The 16,893-nt window shown below is 43.8% G+C and carries 22 protein-coding genes; all 22 read right to left on the bottom strand.

Annotated features, from left to right (window positions below; all coding sequences use genetic code 11):
- Positions 1-3: 3 nt before the first annotated feature.
- Positions 4-702 (bottom strand): LysM peptidoglycan-binding domain-containing protein, encoded by a 699-nt coding sequence (locus tag MHI51_RS09165; protein WP_405173796.1) that lies wholly within the window; start codon positions 700-702, stop codon positions 4-6.
- Positions 702-3,140 (bottom strand): tape measure protein, encoded by a 2,439-nt coding sequence (locus tag MHI51_RS09160; protein ID WP_405173795.1) that lies wholly within the window; start codon positions 3,138-3,140, stop codon positions 702-704. Before MHI51_RS09160 ends, MHI51_RS09165 begins: the two co-directional genes overlap by 1 nt.
- Positions 3,141-3,200: 60 nt before the next feature.
- A complete protein-coding gene (locus MHI51_RS09155; RefSeq protein WP_340891684.1) occupies positions 3,201-3,839 on the bottom strand; it encodes a hypothetical protein in 639 nt (212 codons plus the stop codon).
- Positions 3,840-4,087: 248 nt separating this feature from the next.
- On the bottom strand, positions 4,088-4,510 hold the full coding sequence (locus tag MHI51_RS09150; RefSeq protein WP_340034038.1) for a phage tail assembly chaperone: 423 nt from the start codon (positions 4,508-4,510) through the stop codon (positions 4,088-4,090).
- A gap of 26 nt (positions 4,511-4,536) precedes the next feature.
- Complete coding sequence (locus MHI51_RS09145; RefSeq protein WP_076104535.1) at positions 4,537-4,998, bottom strand: phage tail tube protein; 462 nt, start codon at positions 4,996-4,998, stop codon at positions 4,537-4,539.
- 1 nt (position 4,999) lies between these two features.
- Positions 5,000-6,316, bottom strand: a complete 1,317-nt coding sequence (locus tag MHI51_RS09140) for a phage tail sheath family protein (protein WP_405173794.1) — start codon at positions 6,314-6,316, stop codon at positions 5,000-5,002.
- Positions 6,317-6,319: 3 nt separating this feature from the next.
- A complete protein-coding gene (locus tag MHI51_RS09135; RefSeq protein ID WP_341001857.1) occupies positions 6,320-6,514 on the bottom strand; it encodes a hypothetical protein in 195 nt (64 codons plus the stop codon).
- On the bottom strand, positions 6,511-6,933 hold the full coding sequence (locus tag MHI51_RS09130) for a DUF6838 family protein (RefSeq protein WP_341001856.1): 423 nt from the start codon (positions 6,931-6,933) through the stop codon (positions 6,511-6,513). The genes MHI51_RS09135 and MHI51_RS09130 overlap by 4 nt, the downstream gene beginning before the upstream one ends.
- Positions 6,934-6,935: 2 nt before the next feature.
- Positions 6,936-7,340, bottom strand: a complete 405-nt coding sequence (locus MHI51_RS09125; RefSeq protein WP_405173793.1) for an HK97 gp10 family phage protein — start codon at positions 7,338-7,340, stop codon at positions 6,936-6,938.
- Entirely contained in the window at positions 7,337-7,711 is a 375-nt protein-coding gene (locus MHI51_RS09120) for an ABC transporter ATP-binding protein (RefSeq protein WP_339189802.1), read from the bottom strand. Before MHI51_RS09120 ends, MHI51_RS09125 begins: the two co-directional genes overlap by 4 nt.
- 1 nt (position 7,712) lies before the next feature.
- Positions 7,713-8,081 (bottom strand): phage head-tail connector protein, encoded by a 369-nt coding sequence (locus MHI51_RS09115; protein WP_405173792.1) that lies wholly within the window; start codon positions 8,079-8,081, stop codon positions 7,713-7,715.
- Complete coding sequence (locus MHI51_RS09110) at positions 8,065-8,343, bottom strand: hypothetical protein (RefSeq protein WP_405173791.1); 279 nt, start codon at positions 8,341-8,343, stop codon at positions 8,065-8,067. The genes MHI51_RS09115 and MHI51_RS09110 overlap by 17 nt, the downstream gene beginning before the upstream one ends.
- A 19-nt stretch (positions 8,344-8,362) precedes the next feature.
- A complete protein-coding gene (locus MHI51_RS09105; protein ID WP_340974561.1) occupies positions 8,363-9,355 on the bottom strand; it encodes a major capsid protein in 993 nt (330 codons plus the stop codon).
- 26 nt (positions 9,356-9,381) lie between these two features.
- The gene (locus tag MHI51_RS09100; protein ID WP_076303915.1) at positions 9,382-9,738 is read right to left on the bottom strand and encodes a hypothetical protein; all 357 of its coding nucleotides are present in this window, start codon (positions 9,736-9,738) and stop codon (positions 9,382-9,384) included.
- Positions 9,735-10,349 carry a phage scaffolding protein gene (locus tag MHI51_RS09095; RefSeq protein WP_405173790.1) on the bottom strand — a complete coding sequence of 205 codons (615 nt, stop codon included), beginning with the start codon at positions 10,347-10,349 and terminating at the stop codon, positions 9,735-9,737. Before MHI51_RS09095 ends, MHI51_RS09100 begins: the two co-directional genes overlap by 4 nt.
- 341 nt (positions 10,350-10,690) lie before the next feature.
- Entirely contained in the window at positions 10,691-10,945 is a 255-nt protein-coding gene (locus MHI51_RS09090; RefSeq protein WP_405173789.1) for a hypothetical protein, read from the bottom strand.
- Positions 10,946-10,998: 53 nt separating this feature from the next.
- Complete coding sequence (locus tag MHI51_RS09085) at positions 10,999-11,247, bottom strand: hypothetical protein (protein WP_036684254.1); 249 nt, start codon at positions 11,245-11,247, stop codon at positions 10,999-11,001.
- A gap of 5 nt (positions 11,248-11,252) precedes the next feature.
- Positions 11,253-13,013, bottom strand: a complete 1,761-nt coding sequence (locus MHI51_RS09080) for a minor capsid protein (RefSeq protein WP_405173788.1) — start codon at positions 13,011-13,013, stop codon at positions 11,253-11,255.
- Positions 13,010-13,234: a hypothetical protein gene (locus tag MHI51_RS09075; RefSeq protein ID WP_341001850.1), complete on the bottom strand. Its 225-nt coding sequence runs from the start codon at positions 13,232-13,234 to the stop codon at positions 13,010-13,012. Before MHI51_RS09075 ends, MHI51_RS09080 begins: the two co-directional genes overlap by 4 nt.
- The gene (locus MHI51_RS09070) at positions 13,203-14,729 is read right to left on the bottom strand and encodes a phage portal protein (RefSeq protein ID WP_405173787.1); all 1,527 of its coding nucleotides are present in this window, start codon (positions 14,727-14,729) and stop codon (positions 13,203-13,205) included. Before MHI51_RS09070 ends, MHI51_RS09075 begins: the two co-directional genes overlap by 32 nt.
- A 20-nt stretch (positions 14,730-14,749) precedes the next feature.
- The gene (locus MHI51_RS09065; RefSeq protein WP_217696491.1) at positions 14,750-15,994 is read right to left on the bottom strand and encodes a PBSX family phage terminase large subunit; all 1,245 of its coding nucleotides are present in this window, start codon (positions 15,992-15,994) and stop codon (positions 14,750-14,752) included.
- Positions 15,987-16,847 (bottom strand): terminase small subunit, encoded by an 861-nt coding sequence (locus MHI51_RS09060; RefSeq protein ID WP_405173786.1) that lies wholly within the window; start codon positions 16,845-16,847, stop codon positions 15,987-15,989. Before MHI51_RS09060 ends, MHI51_RS09065 begins: the two co-directional genes overlap by 8 nt.
- Positions 16,848-16,893: the final 46 nt, after the last annotated feature.

Here is a 16,893-nt window from a genome sequence, read left to right as displayed (position 1 = left end):
TCATCACCCCGGTAGCTTCAGAACAGAGCCGATTTTGAGTGTCTTCAGCTGCGCGTCTGTTAAGCCGTTTAACTTCTGAATCTCTTTCCACCGGCTACCGTCACCGAGTTCTCTTTTAGCTATCTTCATCAAGGTGTCCCCGGATTTGATGGTAACTGTTTTAGACTTGGTACGTTCATCTGCGCGTTTCGCTGGCTCTTTCTTAGTGGTGGTGGTGGTTGTACCAGCTGGTGTTGTATTTGTCTTCAACGTCACCTTTTTAGCAGCGTAAAAGACATACTCCTTCAGGCTGATTTCATATTCAAAATCGCCTGGGCTCCCGGCAACCTCTTTATAATTAAATTCTTCGATACTGGCAGCAATATTTATTTTGAGACCCGTTGACGTAAAAATAAACCGGATCGGCTTGCGCTTGTTCATCCAGGTTTCAATTAATTGGATGTAGTCCGCGGGTTGCCCCCAGTTATTTGATGATACATAGCTTGGTACAGTACCACCGACTGCGATAGCCGGAAAAAAACTACTAAAGCTAATCTCTTTCAGCTTAGCGGCCTTGATTACATTAATTTCACCAAGATCCGTTATATCATAAGTCTCTCCGTCACCTTCCCCGCCAATCCCTATTTCTTCCGGAAGGACGGGGATTTCAAACCAGATAGCACGGTTGTTGAAACTTAATTCAATGCTATAGCCGTTGTTCATTAGGAGTATACCCCCTTGGCTGTACTTGCCACCTCTTCAGTTAGTATATTGCCGATCTTCTTAACGATGGAATCGACATTAGCCTCATTGGTTACTGGTCCTGTCTTGACCTGAATAGTCGGTGTCAATGTCACAAAGTTTTGAATGTTCTTCATCTCCGCGACATCGCGCATAATCTTCAGGTCTTCTTTAGAGATATCAATCGGCTTCTCTACTTTGCCGACCTTATCGACTTTTTTTAACTTATCAGTTTTTGGAGCTGCAGCAGCTGCGGCACCACCCCCAGCAGAAAACCCCATTCCAGCGACCTTATCATCTTTTCCTGATTTTGCATTTTTAGCGTTCTCAGCAGCTGCTTCAGATTCACGTTTCGTTGCACGTTCATCTAACATTTTTTGGACTTTAGCCTCACGTTCTTTAGCCTTTGTTGCTGCACTATTCTCCATTGCAGCTAAGTTTGCTGCCCTCTGTTGCTTCGCAGCTTCTTCTTCAGCAGCTTTTCCAGCAGCTAATTCTATGTGGCTAATGGTCTCAAGTTCAACAAAGGGTAGTTTATTCAATGTATTAATCAAATCATTAATTCGATCAATAGCGCCATTTGCCAAATCCTCCATAAAAGTTAAGGACTTGGTTTTAGCCCATCCGAATGCATCCGCTATTGCGTACCCTATACTTGTGAAGAAAATTGGTACCTGATTGAAGAAATTCATTATTCCATTCCAAACCCTAAGAAATCCGGCTGCAAACGCATCATTTGTATTCCATAGTTTTATTAGCCACATAATCAAACCTGCCAGAATAGTAGCAACTAAAATAAATATATTGGCTTTCATAGCTGCGTTTAAACCTCGCCATGCGAGAGCCAAACCACCTGTAGCAGCTGTTTGAAGAAATACTGCCGCTGTCATTATTCCTGTTCCAATTGAAGCAAATATAGAGGCAGATCCAACAGCCATAGATGCGAGTTTCCACGCCGTTAATGCCGCTGCAATCCCCCAAACAATTGGCTCAATAGTTGTCCAATTCGTAGTAATATAGCTATACACCTGTGCAGCAGCATCTCCTAACGAAACAACAATATCGACAGTTGTGGTGATGCCTTCGCTTAAACCACTCAAAAATTGTTCTCCGTCACTCGTACTTAACCATGCAGTTAGATCCTGTAGCATCTTAGTAATCCTACTAAGAGGACCTTCTGCCCCGTTGATTGTTCCAATCCACTCAGCTACTTTATTCTTCATAATTGTCATTGCCGAACCAAAAGTCATAGGCATTTGACTAAACATCTTATCGATTTTTCCGCTTTGCTTTTCAAAAGCTTTAACAATCATCGCAGATGTTAGTTTACCATCAGCTCCCATTGCTTTAAGTTCCCCGCGTGCTACACCTAGCCCCTCCGCTAATAGGCTCATCACCGCTGGAGCATTTTCACTAAGGGACCTCAATTCATCCCCTTGTAAAACCCCACTCCCGAGCGCTTGCCCCATTTGCAATATAGAGGCAGTCGTTTCTTGGGCTCCTGCACCTGAGATTACCAAAGCTTTGTTGAAGCTCTTCGTGAATTTAATAATATCGTCATCTGTTTTAAAAATACCCTGAGTACTCATAGCGAGTTTTGTGACCATATCCGCTGTAGCTTGGTAGTTTGCCCGAGTTTCATTCGCCGCGTCCATTACCTGGCGTTGTAACTCTAGCTGTGTTCGAAGGCCATCATTAACCATTGCTAATCTAGCGTTAGTCAACGCCACATCATCGGATGTTTCCAAAAGTTTTTTAGCTGCAGCAATAGATAGATAAGCTGCGACTACATTTTTAAGGCTACTTAACCAATTAGATGTGTTTTTCGTTGCATTATTAATTTGTCCGTTAACCCTAGACTGTAGGTCGGCAATTTGCCGTTCTAACCTAGCGATACGTACTAGAGCTCTTTGCAATTCACCTGCATCTGCACTGCGTGTTCTTAATTGTCGCGTTGATCTAATGAGTTGGGATACCAAGCGTTGGAGATTTGTAAACATAGCCTCCAAAGACCTGGGCAGCTCAATCCGAATCTGTGCAACAATGCTACTTAATTCAGATTCAATCTGTCTTTTTATAATTGCAATTTGCGAGGAAATATCAGCGGTATTGATTCTTATTTTAATTAACGATTCTTCACCGCCTAACCGCTGCCTGATTACTGCTAATTGCTGTAATATTTCTGTGGTGTTAATGTTAATTCGTATCAGGCTACCTGTTCCTAGAGCTGCAATCTGCTGTTTAATCATATCTAAATTACTGAGCACATCAAAAGCGCTGATTCTTAATATCATCGGATTCTGCATTTGAGATTGCAATCGTGCCATTAACTGAATAGTCGCTGCTAAAGAAGCATTAACCTGATTCAAGCGCTGACTAAAGACATCATTTAATGCAAGACTAGCTGCAATGCTTGGCAATTTAGCTTCCTCCTTTCTACACAACATAAAAAAGCACTCCACGTTGGAGTGCTTCATTAATTACAATTGAACTGATTGCTTTGGATTGTTCGTTATTATTGGTCTAAGCTTATGTGTTATTTTTTGTGCCGATGCTGCTGTATGACCTCCATCAAACATGAGTGCGGCCATCTCACCGTTAGAATTCGTATAGTTAATTATAAGATAATGCGTGTTTGTTCTTTTTTCTTTGTTCGTCGCTCTTGATCCGACAATTAAACCAATTGGGCCAAACAACAACCCTCCAGCGATTCCTTTAGCTGCACTACTATGGACTATATTTGCAATTTCCGTATCCGTTTTTACTTCTACAGCCCTTATCTGAGAGTTGTTAATGTTAAAGTCAGTGCCACCCCCATCTATCACCAGTTTATCTTGTGTTACAGATAGGTTGCACAATGTTCCCTCACCTAAAGGCAATCCTTCAACATGGTCCAATGCACTTGTTACTAAAAACTCATTTTTATCATCATTTGAGTCTAAATGGTTATGTGGTTTAACTCTAAGGAAATAACCTAAAGCAAAGAAAATCAAAGTAAATACTACGCCAATTGTCCCTCCATTTACATCAGGCTTAACAAACAAAAATATAGTGAATGTCAAGAAAAATATAGAGGCCATGAAACAAAGCACTGCTAAAACATTCCGTAAGCCTTTCATATAAATTCCACTCCCAGAGGTAATATTTACTAACAATATACCAAACAGGGAATGAACGGTCTATTACTTTTTGCGTCCTTTAGAACTGGTCTTAGACGCTTGTTTCTTTTCCTTATCCACCCGGAGAGAAATCATCGCATATATAGCGGCTCGTTCCCTCTGTCCCATCGCCATAAGGTCATGCGGTAAAATGTGAAGCTCGTGGAGGGCGTAGTAAGCTAAGTTAGCCTCACCGTCACCCTCCTCTATTAGTTTTTTACTTCTTCTATCTGCTCATTGATATCTTGATCAAAACCATTTAGTGTCTGTACCCGTTCGCTGAGGGCTGAGAATTCGCCAGGAAGCAGCATTTTGCGTAACAGAACTTCTGAACCAAGTACTCCATAGGATTTTTGAATTTCTGCATTTTTGAGATCCGGATAAGATACAGAAGCCACCACCATTTTTGCCATGTATTCATTAGCATCCATTTCAGATGTAAATTGTCCGTATTTACCTTTGGTTCGCTTCGTGGCAGCCTTACGAAGTTCTTTATTTTCTTCTTCAGTGATACTACGTAGCTTCCAAGGAATCGCCTTTCCATCTTTATCTTTAAATCTAGGAGAGACCACGAAATCCTCTGTAGTCTCCACCGCTGCATTTTGTGCGTAGAATGCTGTGAAATCGCTCATATTATTAATTCCTCCTGAAATTTATTTTAATTGGCTGGCGGGTTAAATGCTTGCCCCATATCAATATCCTCAAAGGTAAAATCGATATCCTCTTCTAGTGCATCAGATTCTGTATCCAGTGATACCATAACTACACTATCAAGGTTCACACCTAGTAGAGTAATTGTTTGAGACCCAATGGTAGATCCCGGATCTTCATTAGTTACCGTAATATCAAAGTTGGTATCTCTACCCGTTTTGATATAATCGATCATCAACTGACGGAACCGACTAGTCATATAGTAGATCGTCATACTACCGGTACCGGACCATCCAGTAGTTTTATGTTGCGTGCCGCGGCGGCCCAACGTCTTCACCTCAGCCTTTTCTTTTTCAACAGAGGCTTCAAGAGTCTTGATGTAGAACATTTCCTCCACCTGACCGTTGATTGTGGCGTAGGCTCGTCCCTCTTGTCCACTGATTGTTTCGCTAGCCTTTAAGAAACCCATTTTATCTCACCTGCACTTTCATATATACTTTTTCGATACTATCTACTGGTTGAATATTGGCTTCCACGTAGATGGCATCTGAATCAACACCAGGAAGTACCGTGATATCCGTCTGAGCATCAAAATTTTGAATGGCATCAATCCCCTGCAAGCTATCCAAATAGATAACTGCCTCTTTACGAAACAGAGCTCGACCATCAATATTATTTGATACCTTACCGATGTAAAATGATTCAAAGATACGCTTCAGATCATTCGCAATACCATCCAACACACGGAGCACACGGTTTTTTTGAAGTTGTTTTCCCTTCTTTGGAGTGTAAGAGAGGAAAGTATTAATATCCTGTTCTATCACAGCCCGATTAACGGAAGGGGTAAAGACAAATTCTCCGGCTTTCAGAGCTGCTTCAATTTGTGTACTTGTATACCTTGGTGCCACATCTACAGCATCGTCGTATGCCGAATAAGTAAGAGACTCATTCATCTCAGCTGCTGCCGAAGCACCTGCTACCCAAGCAGTAGCCTGGGCTGCTGTAAGTATGGTGCCGTCTGAAAGTACCACGCCATTCTTGACGCTGATTACACCTTCGAAATCGGCTACAGGGTAGTTCTCAAGTGCTGCCTGTACCTTTTTACCTTCTGAATCTCTCAAGCGCCGTACAAAGGCAGCATATACCGCTTTGAGTGCATTGTCCGTGGATGTCAGTGCCACTGTCTGGAAATCGTACAGCTCTAGTGCAGCTAGATATGCAGTATGATCTGCATTAGTCACAGTGCCGTTTGCTCCACCAATCAATGGAGCTCCTGCATTTGCTGTTAGTGTGCCAGTCCCGCTCCATACAATCCAGTCATTCGGGATGAGCCCCGCAATATTAGCGACTACCTGTGTGTCCACTACTGCGTTATCCAGCAGTGTTTTTACATCAAACTTGCTACTATCATCAATGTTGGTTTGTACGACAACCTTCAGCGCATTACCTCGAATACCACCATATCTTGCTGTAGCTACCAAGGTCCCAACTGTGACCGTTGACTTTGTTCCGTCATTGAGTTTGTACAGCAACACTGTCCGGGCTCTTTTAAGCGCCTCACGCACCAACAACAGCTCTGGGGCTGTAATGTCATAGCCAAGCGCTTTGAATGTATCCTCACCAGCTATAATCGGTGTGATGACCTTAGCCGCTCCCCATGGGAGAGTTAGCGCTAAAGAGGTTATTCCCCTGCTGCCAACCGTACCCAATGCCCCGCCAGACGTTTCCACGTTAACATATACACCGGGTCTTACTTTATTTTGAGTTGTCCATGTTCCACCGGCCATAATCTACTCAGCCTCCTTGTTCTTAAAATCTTCGATGACCTGCTGTGCCTCAGACGCCGTATACAACTTCTCCGGCTCCAGCAGCGCCGACAGGACATCTTTATCCTGGTATGAGTATTTGGTAGAGTTCAAGAACTGCTCCTTTGTATACGAAGCCTCAGGAGCTTCAATAGCTTCCTTTTCATTTTTCACACTCACTTAATACCGCCCCCTTGCTTCATTGTTTTCATTTTTGGATCAGGGGCCATTTCGCGGATCAGATGGACGTTGAATTGGATGAAGAAATGGAGTACCCCATCAACAATTTCGTGCCGCATCTTAGTACCACGGTACATACCACTGTGTCCACTTACATATTCCAATTCTGAATATAGCCGTTCGGCCATAAGTTCACATTCTTCCCGAGGAGCTTTTGAATCTCGATTCGGGAAGTAATGAACGTCAAATGGATTGAAACGCTGATACCTCCGATTGATACCCCGGGCCTGGCTACCTTCTAACAGCAACACAAAAAAGCACGGCTGCTTCATGCCCTGCTTCACTGCTTCATCATATACCGGATATTCCGGAGTAAATAACGATAGCTTCTTTATGAGTGCGTTTTTAATATCTTGCATGCTCACCGCCCCATGTGCTTCTCCATGTATTTTTTCAGCCTCCGCTCCATGATCCCCGGCAACTCTCTCTCCAGTTCCTGCTCGGATAAGGTCAACATGAATTTACCGTTAACCCAACCGGTTCGTAGTCTAGTGACGTGTCCAAATTCTACATAGAGCGCATATTCAACATTATTTGTGATCTCTACGTGGATACCGCCACCAGGTAATCTGACAACCTCACCGATCTGCCAACCTCGCCTCAAGTCTCCGCTTATAACTGGAGTCCTAGCTATAGTCTTCGCCAGTAACCGTCCTGCAAGCTCACGAATACACTCCTCCATAAATGCTGGAAATTCATTTTGCATCCTTTGAAGGTTCTTCTGAAGCTTTTTGACATCGGAGAAATCGAATTTACCCATACTCATGCGTTCAGGACCTCTTTTAGCTTAATCTCCTGATGAGTAGCATACCTGAATGCCTTACCCGCCTGTTCTCCTTTGAACTCCATGCCGTTCTGCTGAACCGTGATTCGGCTCCCTGGCTTGATAGTTATATCAGGGGAGATAAATAACTTGGCATCATAATTGATCTGATCGGCTGTCACTGTTTGCGTGGCAGCAGGTAAGGAAGACTGAGAGAGAGCACACGGCTCATTAGCCAAGATAATGATAGGCTGCTGTCGTGTTTTACCGCTTAATGGATCTTTTACATCCTTCATTTCCGAAACAGTACATAGGCCTTCATAGGTGCTCTCAATAGCTAACCGCTCTGCTGGTATATTACCGAAACTGACCATGTTACCACCTCAATCTTCGGAAAGCCTGTAATTGAGCTGCGTAGTTCCGAACGAATGCTGCTCCGTTGCCTGCTACAACTGTAGCCTTAGCTGATCCGAAAGCCGTAGTCACATCACCGCGCTTGATGCTAGTGACAGCCGGGGCCGTCTGCTCAAACTCCGTTGGATGCTTGGTTCGATAATAGTCCTCTGCGATCTGCAGCACGACATTATCCAAAGCAGCCGGAATAGTTGAGATGTTACAATAGGTTTTGATCTCCTGGATGATAGTCTCCAAAACAAACTGCAGCCGGCCATCCTTGGAAGTATCTTCGATGGGGATGGAAAGCAATCTCTTCAACTTATCGAGATACTTAAGATACTCCTCCATTAGACTCACCAGCTTTCAGGATAGCTGCAAGAACGTCCTCCCTTTTGGTAGCCTCACCGAGATCAATGTTATGATCTTTAGCGTACACCTTGAGTGCAGGCAGCTTCATCTCTTCCAAAGGAACAGATTCTTCAGGGATTTCCTCTCCGATAGCACCCAACTCTTGCAATCGCAAAGCCTGTTTATCATCTAATTCAATTTCCCCAGAAGCAACAATAACCCCGCCTTGAAGGACGGGGGTCAGCACTTTATATCTAGTCATATTTGTGATAGCTCCTCTCTTAGACCGACAGGCGGTAGATTTGGGATGGTTGTTTGATACCTACAAACGCCGATTCCCCTACATAGATTTCATCTTGTGGCGGTGGACCAAGATCGCTTTTTGTAACAACATAAATGCCGGGTTCAAAGCCCTTTTCTACTGTAGGGCCGTGAACTGTGATAACTGGCTGCGCTCCTAGTAACGCTACAGTTCTCACAGGAAGCAAGCGAGATGCTGCCGCTCCTTCTAATGAGATTTGATCGTCATTGATCCGGATTTGAATTGTAGCGTCAGCCGCTTGAGCCAAAAGAGCCTCAACCTGTGAACGGTTTGGAATCATCGAACTATTTACTCCAAAGATAGCCCCTCTTATTTGCTCATTGAGTGTGATATCAAGCATTACGCTGCTGGACATATCAATATATACCGGCGCTAAGCCACCGTTTGCGTCTTTATATGCTTGTACAGCTGCCCGTAGATCATCTAATGGTGTAGAAGTCGCGCGATTACTCCATGCCGTTGCTGTAGGGACGATAGGAGATACTCCGAAACTAACATTAATCAGAACGTCATCTCCGGATTTGTACACAATGCTTCCCCCATAAGTGGCTTGAGCACGCAACCATTCTTCAACATCTCTAACGCCTTCTATCAATCGGTCAGTTTGATCATAAACCTTTTGAATAGCGCGCTCCCTTTCAGCTTGCACCCGCGGATTCATAAATTTAAGCTGTTCACGCTCATCAATCCGTACACCGTGCTGAATCTTTGCTACTTCTTGAGTGAGTGTTTTGAATCCTTGCTTATCACGAAGTGGAGCGCCTGCATTCCAACCGGTAATAGAAGCCGATGGTACATACGTTTGCGTGAATACATCATAATCGAACGACAGATCATATACTGTGTCGTGATCACTGATAGCATCAAGCAAGTATTTTTTTGGCAAAATCCGGTTCTCTACATATCCCATAAATTGAGGTTGTTTAAATTGATCCAGTGAAAGAATTCCCATTCTTTATTCACCCTTCCTTTTCTATTTTAGTAGTATCTATAACGACCGCCAGCAGCTGTCTTAAATGCTGCTGTAACCCCAGTGAGTTTACTTGCAACAACCAGCGCCTCAGCCCATGCACCCACAATCACATTCACAGTAGTAGCTTCGCCCGTAAATACATCGTGGTTCGTCAGATATGGTGTACCTGTATCAGCATCTGCCCAAGGTTTAGCCAATCTGTTTGCCTGGATGCTAACTGCTGTACCAGCTGGAATCAATGTGTTTAGTGCGAATTTAGTGCCATCCAGAGTAATGCCCCCGACTTTTTCGATAGATCCTTTAACCGTATACAGAATTTCCTTTTGTGATCCGTATTCCTTAACTCTTGGATTCAAATTCATTTTTTCTCACTCCCTTGGTTTCTTTGTTCTGCAATAGACTTCCCGGCGTTGTACCCTTCAGGCGTAGTACCAGCAGGTTTTGTTGCATCAAGCGGTGTCGTCCCTCTGAATGAGGGAGCCGGCTGTTGCTGCTGTGGATCGGCTTCTGGTTTGAACAGGTATGCATCAGTACTTTTTAAGCCTGTGAGTTGTTCATCCAAGCCGACCAAATTCCCATCATCGCCAATTATCAGCTTGGTCTTGTCAATCAAACCAGTTACCACCTTCTCGTTATGCACCTTACCAGTGAGTACAGCAGTAATGGCATTGTCCAACTTGATCTGTTGCAGGTCGGCGTCATATTTATCCTTTGCCGTCTTGTTATCAGACTTGAGCTGATCGATCTGCTTCTTCAGATCATCTGACAGTCCAGCAGCTTTACTCAGATCCTCGATTTGCTTGTCCCGATCAGCGACATCCTTCTCAGCCTGCTGTTTAGCCGTAGAAACTTCGTTATACTGACTCTTCGGAACAAAGTGCTTCGGAATCTCTTTGCCAGCATCTGCAATAGCTCCGTCAATCTTGGAATCTTCAACGCCCAACTTCTTCAACAACTCTTTCAACCAATCCATATATCATCTACCTCCATAGATTTGTATAGCTGCTCTCCAGCTTAGGGAGTGAACCGATATGCTCCGGTTCATGAGCAAATAGGCCGCGGTAGTCTCAACCACGGCCTAACTTTTTCTTATCCCGTTTCCAAATGTCCGAAAATCTCATGTAACAGCCTAAAGGCGTCTTCATGATTCCGACTTTATTAAACCAATGATATAGCCCTACTCGCTGGGAACGAAAGAATACGTAAATCAGCTTGAAGGGATAAGCCCACCATCTACATAAACGTATTGTCTGAGTCCAGTGGTCGATTTCCCACGGAACCCATCCGACAGCCGGCTGCTTCCTCTTGTAATCATTAAAGCTGATCTTCATGGCGGTAACCTTGACTCTTTATGGCTTCGCGAGGAACAAAAAATCTAGCATCATCCTGGAGTATATACCCCTTTTTATCTGAGGTGGTCCCTTCAGCAAGGTCCCGGTTCGATACATTTATAACTCGAAGGCTCTTATATTTCTCCCCTTCTTTATAAATCTCAGGCCATGACCCTTCAATGTGGCCACCACATTCTTGAATGATCTCTACTTCATCACCTACCAGCAAAGCACTCATGTTCTCACCCCTTCAGACAATATAAAAAGCACCCTCGCATATTGGAGAGTGCTTCATATACCATATTTCTGTTTGATTAGTACCCATTTCATAGCTTCTTCACGATTTAACCGCCGTTCGTCCGCTGCATTAGCATCCAGAACACCTACTAGCTGTTTTGGCAGCTTATCACGCTTCTGAAGATACTCATACCTAACGGCGCTGATCTCGTCCACAAAAGCGTCAAATCGTTCGCCTAGCTTCTCACGTTGCGGGGCAAACTGTTCGGCAATAGCCGCTCTATTCTCTTCTTTAGTTCGCAAGATCATCACTCCTTTGTATATTGTAGCGATTCAAGTAGCATTACTAGCTGTTCCATGGTTAGATGCTTTTCGTCATAACCTGTGAGTGCCTGCTCAATAGTTAGTAATGCAAGATACGAATCTTCTGCTTTATCAAGTAACCTGTTAATCTCATCAGTACTCAGGTTTATCGGGGCTGACTTCTTCAGGATGTACGTGCTACCTGAATCAACTGCTCGCAACTCCTTGATTCCATTCTTTATGAATGCTAGGACATCGTCCCGGCTAAATGATCCTCCGGGTTCCCCATCCACTGTAGGGTGGTTATGGGTAACGATGCTCTTTTTAAGTACTTCAGGTGGTTTGATCTTGGTAATATCGACAGATGCCTTATCGCCCTTAACATGGATAACCTCACCTTCTTTAGTGAGAGCAATAGCATGTTCTTCTGTAGCGTTCCTGATGGCTTGCTCAGCATCCTTTACATAGTTGCGGACGATATCAGGTTTAGACAGATCGATATTACCTAGTTTACGCGGAATGTCTGGCTGCAGCTTCGGTAGATCCATCTTACTGAGATTAATCAGCGGTGGTGCAGTCTTTCCGGTTTCATCATACCACTTCTCCGGTTCCGAGGTATATATGCTTTTCTCAGGAATTGGAATATCCTTTGTTGGCCCGCCCGGAATCTTAATAGTAGGTAAGGGAGTCTCTGGTGCTTGCTTACTCGGAGTTTCAACAGAAACAGTCTCTGCAGCTTCTGGAGCGTATTTCTCCGCCCATTCCTTATAGTTGATATCTTCTGGTATGGTCTCAGTCTTACCGTCCTCGTCACGCGCTACCCGAGCTTTAATGTTATCGTCATAGTGCGGGATAGTGGTAGAACGACAATGAGCATGTAGAGGTGGGTAGTTAACATTAACTACCGCATCAACAATAGCAAATACTTTTCCATCCATATCCTGGCACTTAGCAGATGTCTTATTATCCAACGTAGCTGTAAAGCGGTATTCTTCAACACCTAATTCTTTATAACCCGCTAGTCGAGATTGTCCAGCAAAGTATGCTGATTCCGTAAGGATTAGTCGTGTAGCTGCTTTTTCTGATACACCCATACGATCCTGAAGCTGTTGAATCATCTGTTTTGATGTATCCCCGCGTATAAGTCCTTGAGTAAAGATATTCCGCAGCTCACCATTCAGCCTTACTCGATCTGTCCATATACGAGATGAGAAGTTGCTACCATCTGGTGCCCATGGAGCCGAAAGGATAGCTTCAAGCTGCCGCTTATCTACCTTGGAGAAAGATGCTCCTATACCGATACCCTTTTCAAGTTCAAAAATACTTCGATAGTAACCATCCTTGTAGACGTTACCTAATAGCTCTGTTGTGCCTGATAGACGCTTAACAGATAATTCCTCGACATGTTGTTTCATCTGCAATTGAATGGATTCTAAACGGGTAACACGTACTCTAATACTGGCATTCTCTAGTTCCTTCATCCACCGCTGATCTATGGCGTTCTCTTTACCCCGAGCAATGTAATCCTCAACGGTCCACTTGAATTCTTTCAACTCTCCAGCTTTAAGAACTTGCTTAGCAGCGGATAAGCTTACAATCCCATTATTATCTGCAAACCGTTGATAGAAATTGTTAACATCTGTCTGGATGGATATCTGAGCCTTCCGATATTCCTTATTCATTGCCTTTGTGAATGGTACACCCTTATTTAAAAGTGATTCATTCAGTTGCTCCATTCGCTTAGACCAGTAAGCTGCTGACTTCATTCGTTATCAGCTCCCGCCTCTTCTGATGGATTAGAAATAACGAATCCACAAACGGGCGGCTTATCTTCGGATATCCATCCAGCTGTAACCTCTATCAATCTCCTTAGGCTATCAATAGTACTTAGCGGCACAGCAGAGCCAGAAACGATATCGGTGGTTGCTCGATCACTCAAGGCACAGATTAGATCGTTAATTTTCGCTTGTGTCTGTTTTGTTATCATCAGCTCCACCTCCTGAGGAAGTGTCATTATTAGGGAGCCCGTATTCATCAATTTTTGCAAGACTCGCGGCCTCTTCAGCTTCCAGACGTTTCAATTCTTCCTTTACATCAGTAACCCACGGATGATTTGCTACTTGTGTCTCTTTGGATACGATTCCCTCACTGTTCTTAGCATCAGTGATAACCTGTGATTCATTAATGACGATGTCCCGATTAAATAGGAAGTTGACTGTTTCTTCAGAAAAATCGTCGCCTGTGGTGTTCTCGATATGTTTATCAACGAACCAAAGAAGCTGTTCAAGTGCTGCTTGGAATTCATTTTCTATGTCATTAGCATCCATGTCCAAATCAGCATATAAGAATTTTAACGCTTCCCCGCTCGGTGCTGTAGCAAATGAATCTGCTGGAGTATCTACCCCACGGCCAAATTCATAGATATCGTTTCGAGTCATATCCATATGATTCTTGTACGCTTCCGTGTCGATCTCCAAGTTAAGAGTGTCTACTCCACTGTTATCATCTGCTGACACCTTAACAGCCCGTAGTATGGACAGGTTACGACGGAACTCACCTAAATCAGAGCCCTCATATCCACGGATTACATAAACACTGTTCGGCAAATCCTCCAAGTTATTGCTATTGTCAGATTTTTTTTGATCATACTCATCAATCTGGCTCTTGAGCAATGATATCAGCGGCAGCTCATCCTCGTTGTATTTAAAGCATATGAAGGGGATTCGCTCCCAGTTCAATGCCTTCTCATCTGTCTCTTCCTTTTCATAAATTACAGAGAAGTGGCCGCTATTCCCTCCCGATTCCACATCAGAGATGAGACCGCTTATAGATGGCGTGGGCAAATGGCTGCTGGAGCCAACCACATAACGGTTAACACCCTTAGAATGCCAATACTCAACTTTCTGGATAGTGGTCTTTTTAGTTCCTTGATAGGCTTCGACCTCATACACCCGGATGAGCGCTTGTAGATCAGTGTGAGCAGCGTCCCTCCATAGGGGAATAATCTCTTCTGACGGCAGCATTTTAAACCGGAAATTGCCCTTTTCATCATAGTAAATGTGAAGCCAAGCGCGGCCCTTCTTAATGGACTCCTTTAGCAGGCTCTTGAGCATCCGTTTGAATCCTTTATCAAAGAATCCGCTCAGCATTTCATCGTAGACTTTGTTTTCTGTTTGAATGCTCATTTCCTTACTCAGCAGATACCCCGCTTTCTGGTCAACAAGTTTCCTCAAGAATCCATGAACGATTTTATTATTAGCCAGGTTTTTAGCTTCAATTTGTGCCCCACCATCACCGATGGTCATACGCTTTCGGTCCAGTATGTCGCTCTTATTTCGGTAATACTTCTCCCCGGCAAGCATGTCCTTGCGATCTTGGGAGTTGTACCAATCATCGATTTCCTGTTTGATGATCTGTTCAATCGTCATAGCATTTGCTGCTCCGTCTTCAATGATTTTGAAAACTTCCTGTGTGGTACTCAAATAGGTTTCCTCCTCTCCTATTAATCAAATGAGAATGCATCTGGTTTGCGGATTTGTTCCATAGCATAACGCAACGCATCCATAGCATGGTTAAAGTCATCTACTGGCTTTTTCGTGAACTTCCCAGCTTTATTCTGTTCCCATACATAGCTTGATAATTCTATGCTGACATTCGGGCATTTGAATTTATGAACTATAATTTCATATTGCTGAATGGTCTGAATACCAACCTTAATGCTATCCCCGCCCTTTTCAGCAGCTCTAATCCTACCGATCCCGAAGCCGCGGATTTCAGCAATGGACTTCGGCTCTGAGGAATCCGCAATGATACGCTCCTTAGAGTAGCCCTTTTCTTTCAGCATATCGGCAATATCATCATTCAGCATGCCGTGCTCATAGTGTTCATCGAAGATATACAGCTTCTTCTCCTCTTTGTTGACCAGAGCGCATACAAGAGCGGTAGGGTCATTCGTATAACCAAAGTCGAGTCCAAACACTGCCCTGTAACCCTTTTGCTTGGCAATAGCTCGGTAATCAAACTCTTCTTCCCGCCAGTCTTCATATATAGCACCCTCAGCAATACCCCAATCTCCGTCACCCTCTACCCTATGACGCTTTGGTTTATGCTTCTTCATCCACTCAAATAGTTTGCGGTCCTCGTCTCCCAGGAACTCATTACAGCGGTATGTTGTAGTATCCACAAATGTATCTGGGTTCTCGGTATCGAAGAAGCGATGTTTTAACCAATGTTTTTCATTCCAAGGGTTAAAAGTAATCGTTAGCTGCTTATAATATCCTTCCGGCAGCAGACCACGAATAGACATATCCACCTTATCGAAATCATCTTCGTTAAGAATCTGATAGGCTTCTTCAAACCACGCCCAACACAAATAGCCGGTGTCCACCGTAATAGAGGTGATTGACATCGGATCATCTAGGCCTCGGAACAATATCTTTTGTCCTGTTGGCTTATATATAGCTTCCAGCGGGGATTTCTTGAAATGCCACTTGTTACCTACACCCAACCTATTAGCCGCCCATTTGAGTTGCGCCCACGTCGAGTCTTTATGTGAGTTGAATGTCTTACGAAGCACCAAGGTATTAGCAAGTGGATACTCCATCATCTTTGCGATGATCGATAGAGCAGCTGTCACACTCTTTTTGGAGCCCCGTCCTCCCTTTACAACCCGATAGCGTCCTTTAAAATGCCAGAACTTTGCGTATCCCTTACCAACGGTCTCCTGTAAGCTGATAACCTTACTCATGGAGATCATCCTTTATGAATACGACCTCAGATTCGACTTCTTTACTGATGGCTGCAACCTCAAGCTGCATCTTCTGGACTCGGAGTTTAGTCTCTTCATCCATGTAGCCTAGATATTTCTCCAGTTCTTTCAGGGCCTTCAATTTATCGTAGAACTTAATACTGACTCCATCGCGCCCCTGCTTAACCTCGCTTATTAGCGTTCCGTCAACTTCATAACTGTTTTTAAAATGTACGAAATCAACGGTACGGGTCAACTGGACACCTTCTTGATCTAGCACCGGACCATATTCATTCAGCACGGGTTCCTCAGTCTGTCCAAATTCAACATAATCTGAGGTATCAGCAAAGGCGATCTTAAGATATTCCGCAATTACACGCTGAACACTTAAACCAAGTTCAGAGGTAACAGCCTCTTTATGCTCTGCAATTTTGGCCTGTACCTTAGGTTTTCTAAGGTTCTCCCATCCAATTACATAAGCAGTCTTCTTACTGTAGCCTGCTGCCATTGCTGCACGAGTTGCATTGAAGTCTCTGAGGTATTCAAGAATGAATATTTCTTCCTTCTCCGTGAGTTTTGCTGAGTCGCTTTTATCCGGGTCACCCCTAGCCGCTATCTTTTGGCTCTTGTTAACCTTTGGATTCTTTTGTTGTACAACACTCTTCTTTGGCTGTTGTACAACGTTATTTGATAATTGTTGTACAACACTCCATTTATCACGCTGCTTCCAGACGGCTACCTTCTTTTCGCCAATTTCCAGTTTCTCTGCTATTTGCCTGTTTGTTATTTCCCCACCGTGTTCACGCCATATTTCTAGTGCGCGGTCCCGGTTTGGATCGCGTGCTCTTGGCATTACATTATCACCACCCCCGTATTTAAAGCATGAAAAAAAGCACCCG

The sequence above is a fragment of the Paenibacillus sp. FSL H8-0260 genome, from assembly GCF_045040625.1.
Taxonomy (GTDB): Bacteria; Bacillota; Bacilli; order Paenibacillales; family Paenibacillaceae; genus Paenibacillus_AQ; species Paenibacillus_AQ odorifer.
The sequence above is the reverse complement of the archived record's forward strand: the minus strand, read 5'-3'. Positions and strand labels throughout refer to the sequence as shown.

Coding starts and splice junctions, on each gene's coding strand:
- MHI51_RS09120 (WP_339189802.1), bottom strand. CDS start 7,711: ATGGTCAGTTTCGGTAATATACCAGCAGAGCGGTTAGCTATTGAGAGC.
- MHI51_RS09100 (WP_076303915.1), bottom strand. CDS start 9,738: ATGAATTTGAATCCAAGAGTTAAGGAATACGGATCACAAAAGGAAATT.
- MHI51_RS09090 (WP_405173789.1), bottom strand. CDS start 10,945: ATGAGTGCTTTGCTGGTAGGTGATGAAGTAGAGATCATTCAAGAATGT.
- MHI51_RS09080 (WP_405173788.1), bottom strand. CDS start 13,013: ATGAAGTCAGCAGCTTACTGGTCTAAGCGAATGGAGCAACTGAATGAA.
- MHI51_RS09145 (WP_076104535.1), bottom strand. CDS start 4,998: ATGGGTTTCTTAAAGGCTAGCGAAACAATCAGTGGACAAGAGGGACGA.
- MHI51_RS09075 (WP_341001850.1), bottom strand. CDS start 13,234: ATGATAACAAAACAGACACAAGCGAAAATTAACGATCTAATCTGTGCC.
- MHI51_RS09065 (WP_217696491.1), bottom strand. CDS start 15,994: ATGAGTAAGGTTATCAGCTTACAGGAGACCGTTGGTAAGGGATACGCA.
- MHI51_RS09155 (WP_340891684.1), bottom strand. CDS start 3,839: ATGAAAGGCTTACGGAATGTTTTAGCAGTGCTTTGTTTCATGGCCTCT.
- MHI51_RS09125 (WP_405173793.1), bottom strand. CDS start 7,340: ATGAGTATGGGTAAATTCGATTTCTCCGATGTCAAAAAGCTTCAGAAG.
- MHI51_RS09095 (WP_405173790.1), bottom strand. CDS start 10,349: ATGGATTGGTTGAAAGAGTTGTTGAAGAAGTTGGGCGTTGAAGATTCC.
- MHI51_RS09150 (WP_340034038.1), bottom strand. CDS start 4,510: ATGAGCGATTTCACAGCATTCTACGCACAAAATGCAGCGGTGGAGACT.
- MHI51_RS09115 (WP_405173792.1), bottom strand. CDS start 8,081: ATGGAGGAGTATCTTAAGTATCTCGATAAGTTGAAGAGATTGCTTTCC.
- MHI51_RS09060 (WP_405173786.1), bottom strand. CDS start 16,847: ATGCCAAGAGCACGCGATCCAAACCGGGACCGCGCACTAGAAATATGG.
- MHI51_RS09140 (WP_405173794.1), bottom strand. CDS start 6,316: ATGGCCGGTGGAACATGGACAACTCAAAATAAAGTAAGACCCGGTGTA.
- MHI51_RS09165 (WP_405173796.1), bottom strand. CDS start 702: ATGAACAACGGCTATAGCATTGAATTAAGTTTCAACAACCGTGCTATC.
- MHI51_RS09105 (WP_340974561.1), bottom strand. CDS start 9,355: ATGGGAATTCTTTCACTGGATCAATTTAAACAACCTCAATTTATGGGA.
- MHI51_RS09130 (WP_341001856.1), bottom strand. CDS start 6,933: ATGCAAGATATTAAAAACGCACTCATAAAGAAGCTATCGTTATTTACT.
- MHI51_RS09110 (WP_405173791.1), bottom strand. CDS start 8,343: ATGACTAGATATAAAGTGCTGACCCCCGTCCTTCAAGGCGGGGTTATT.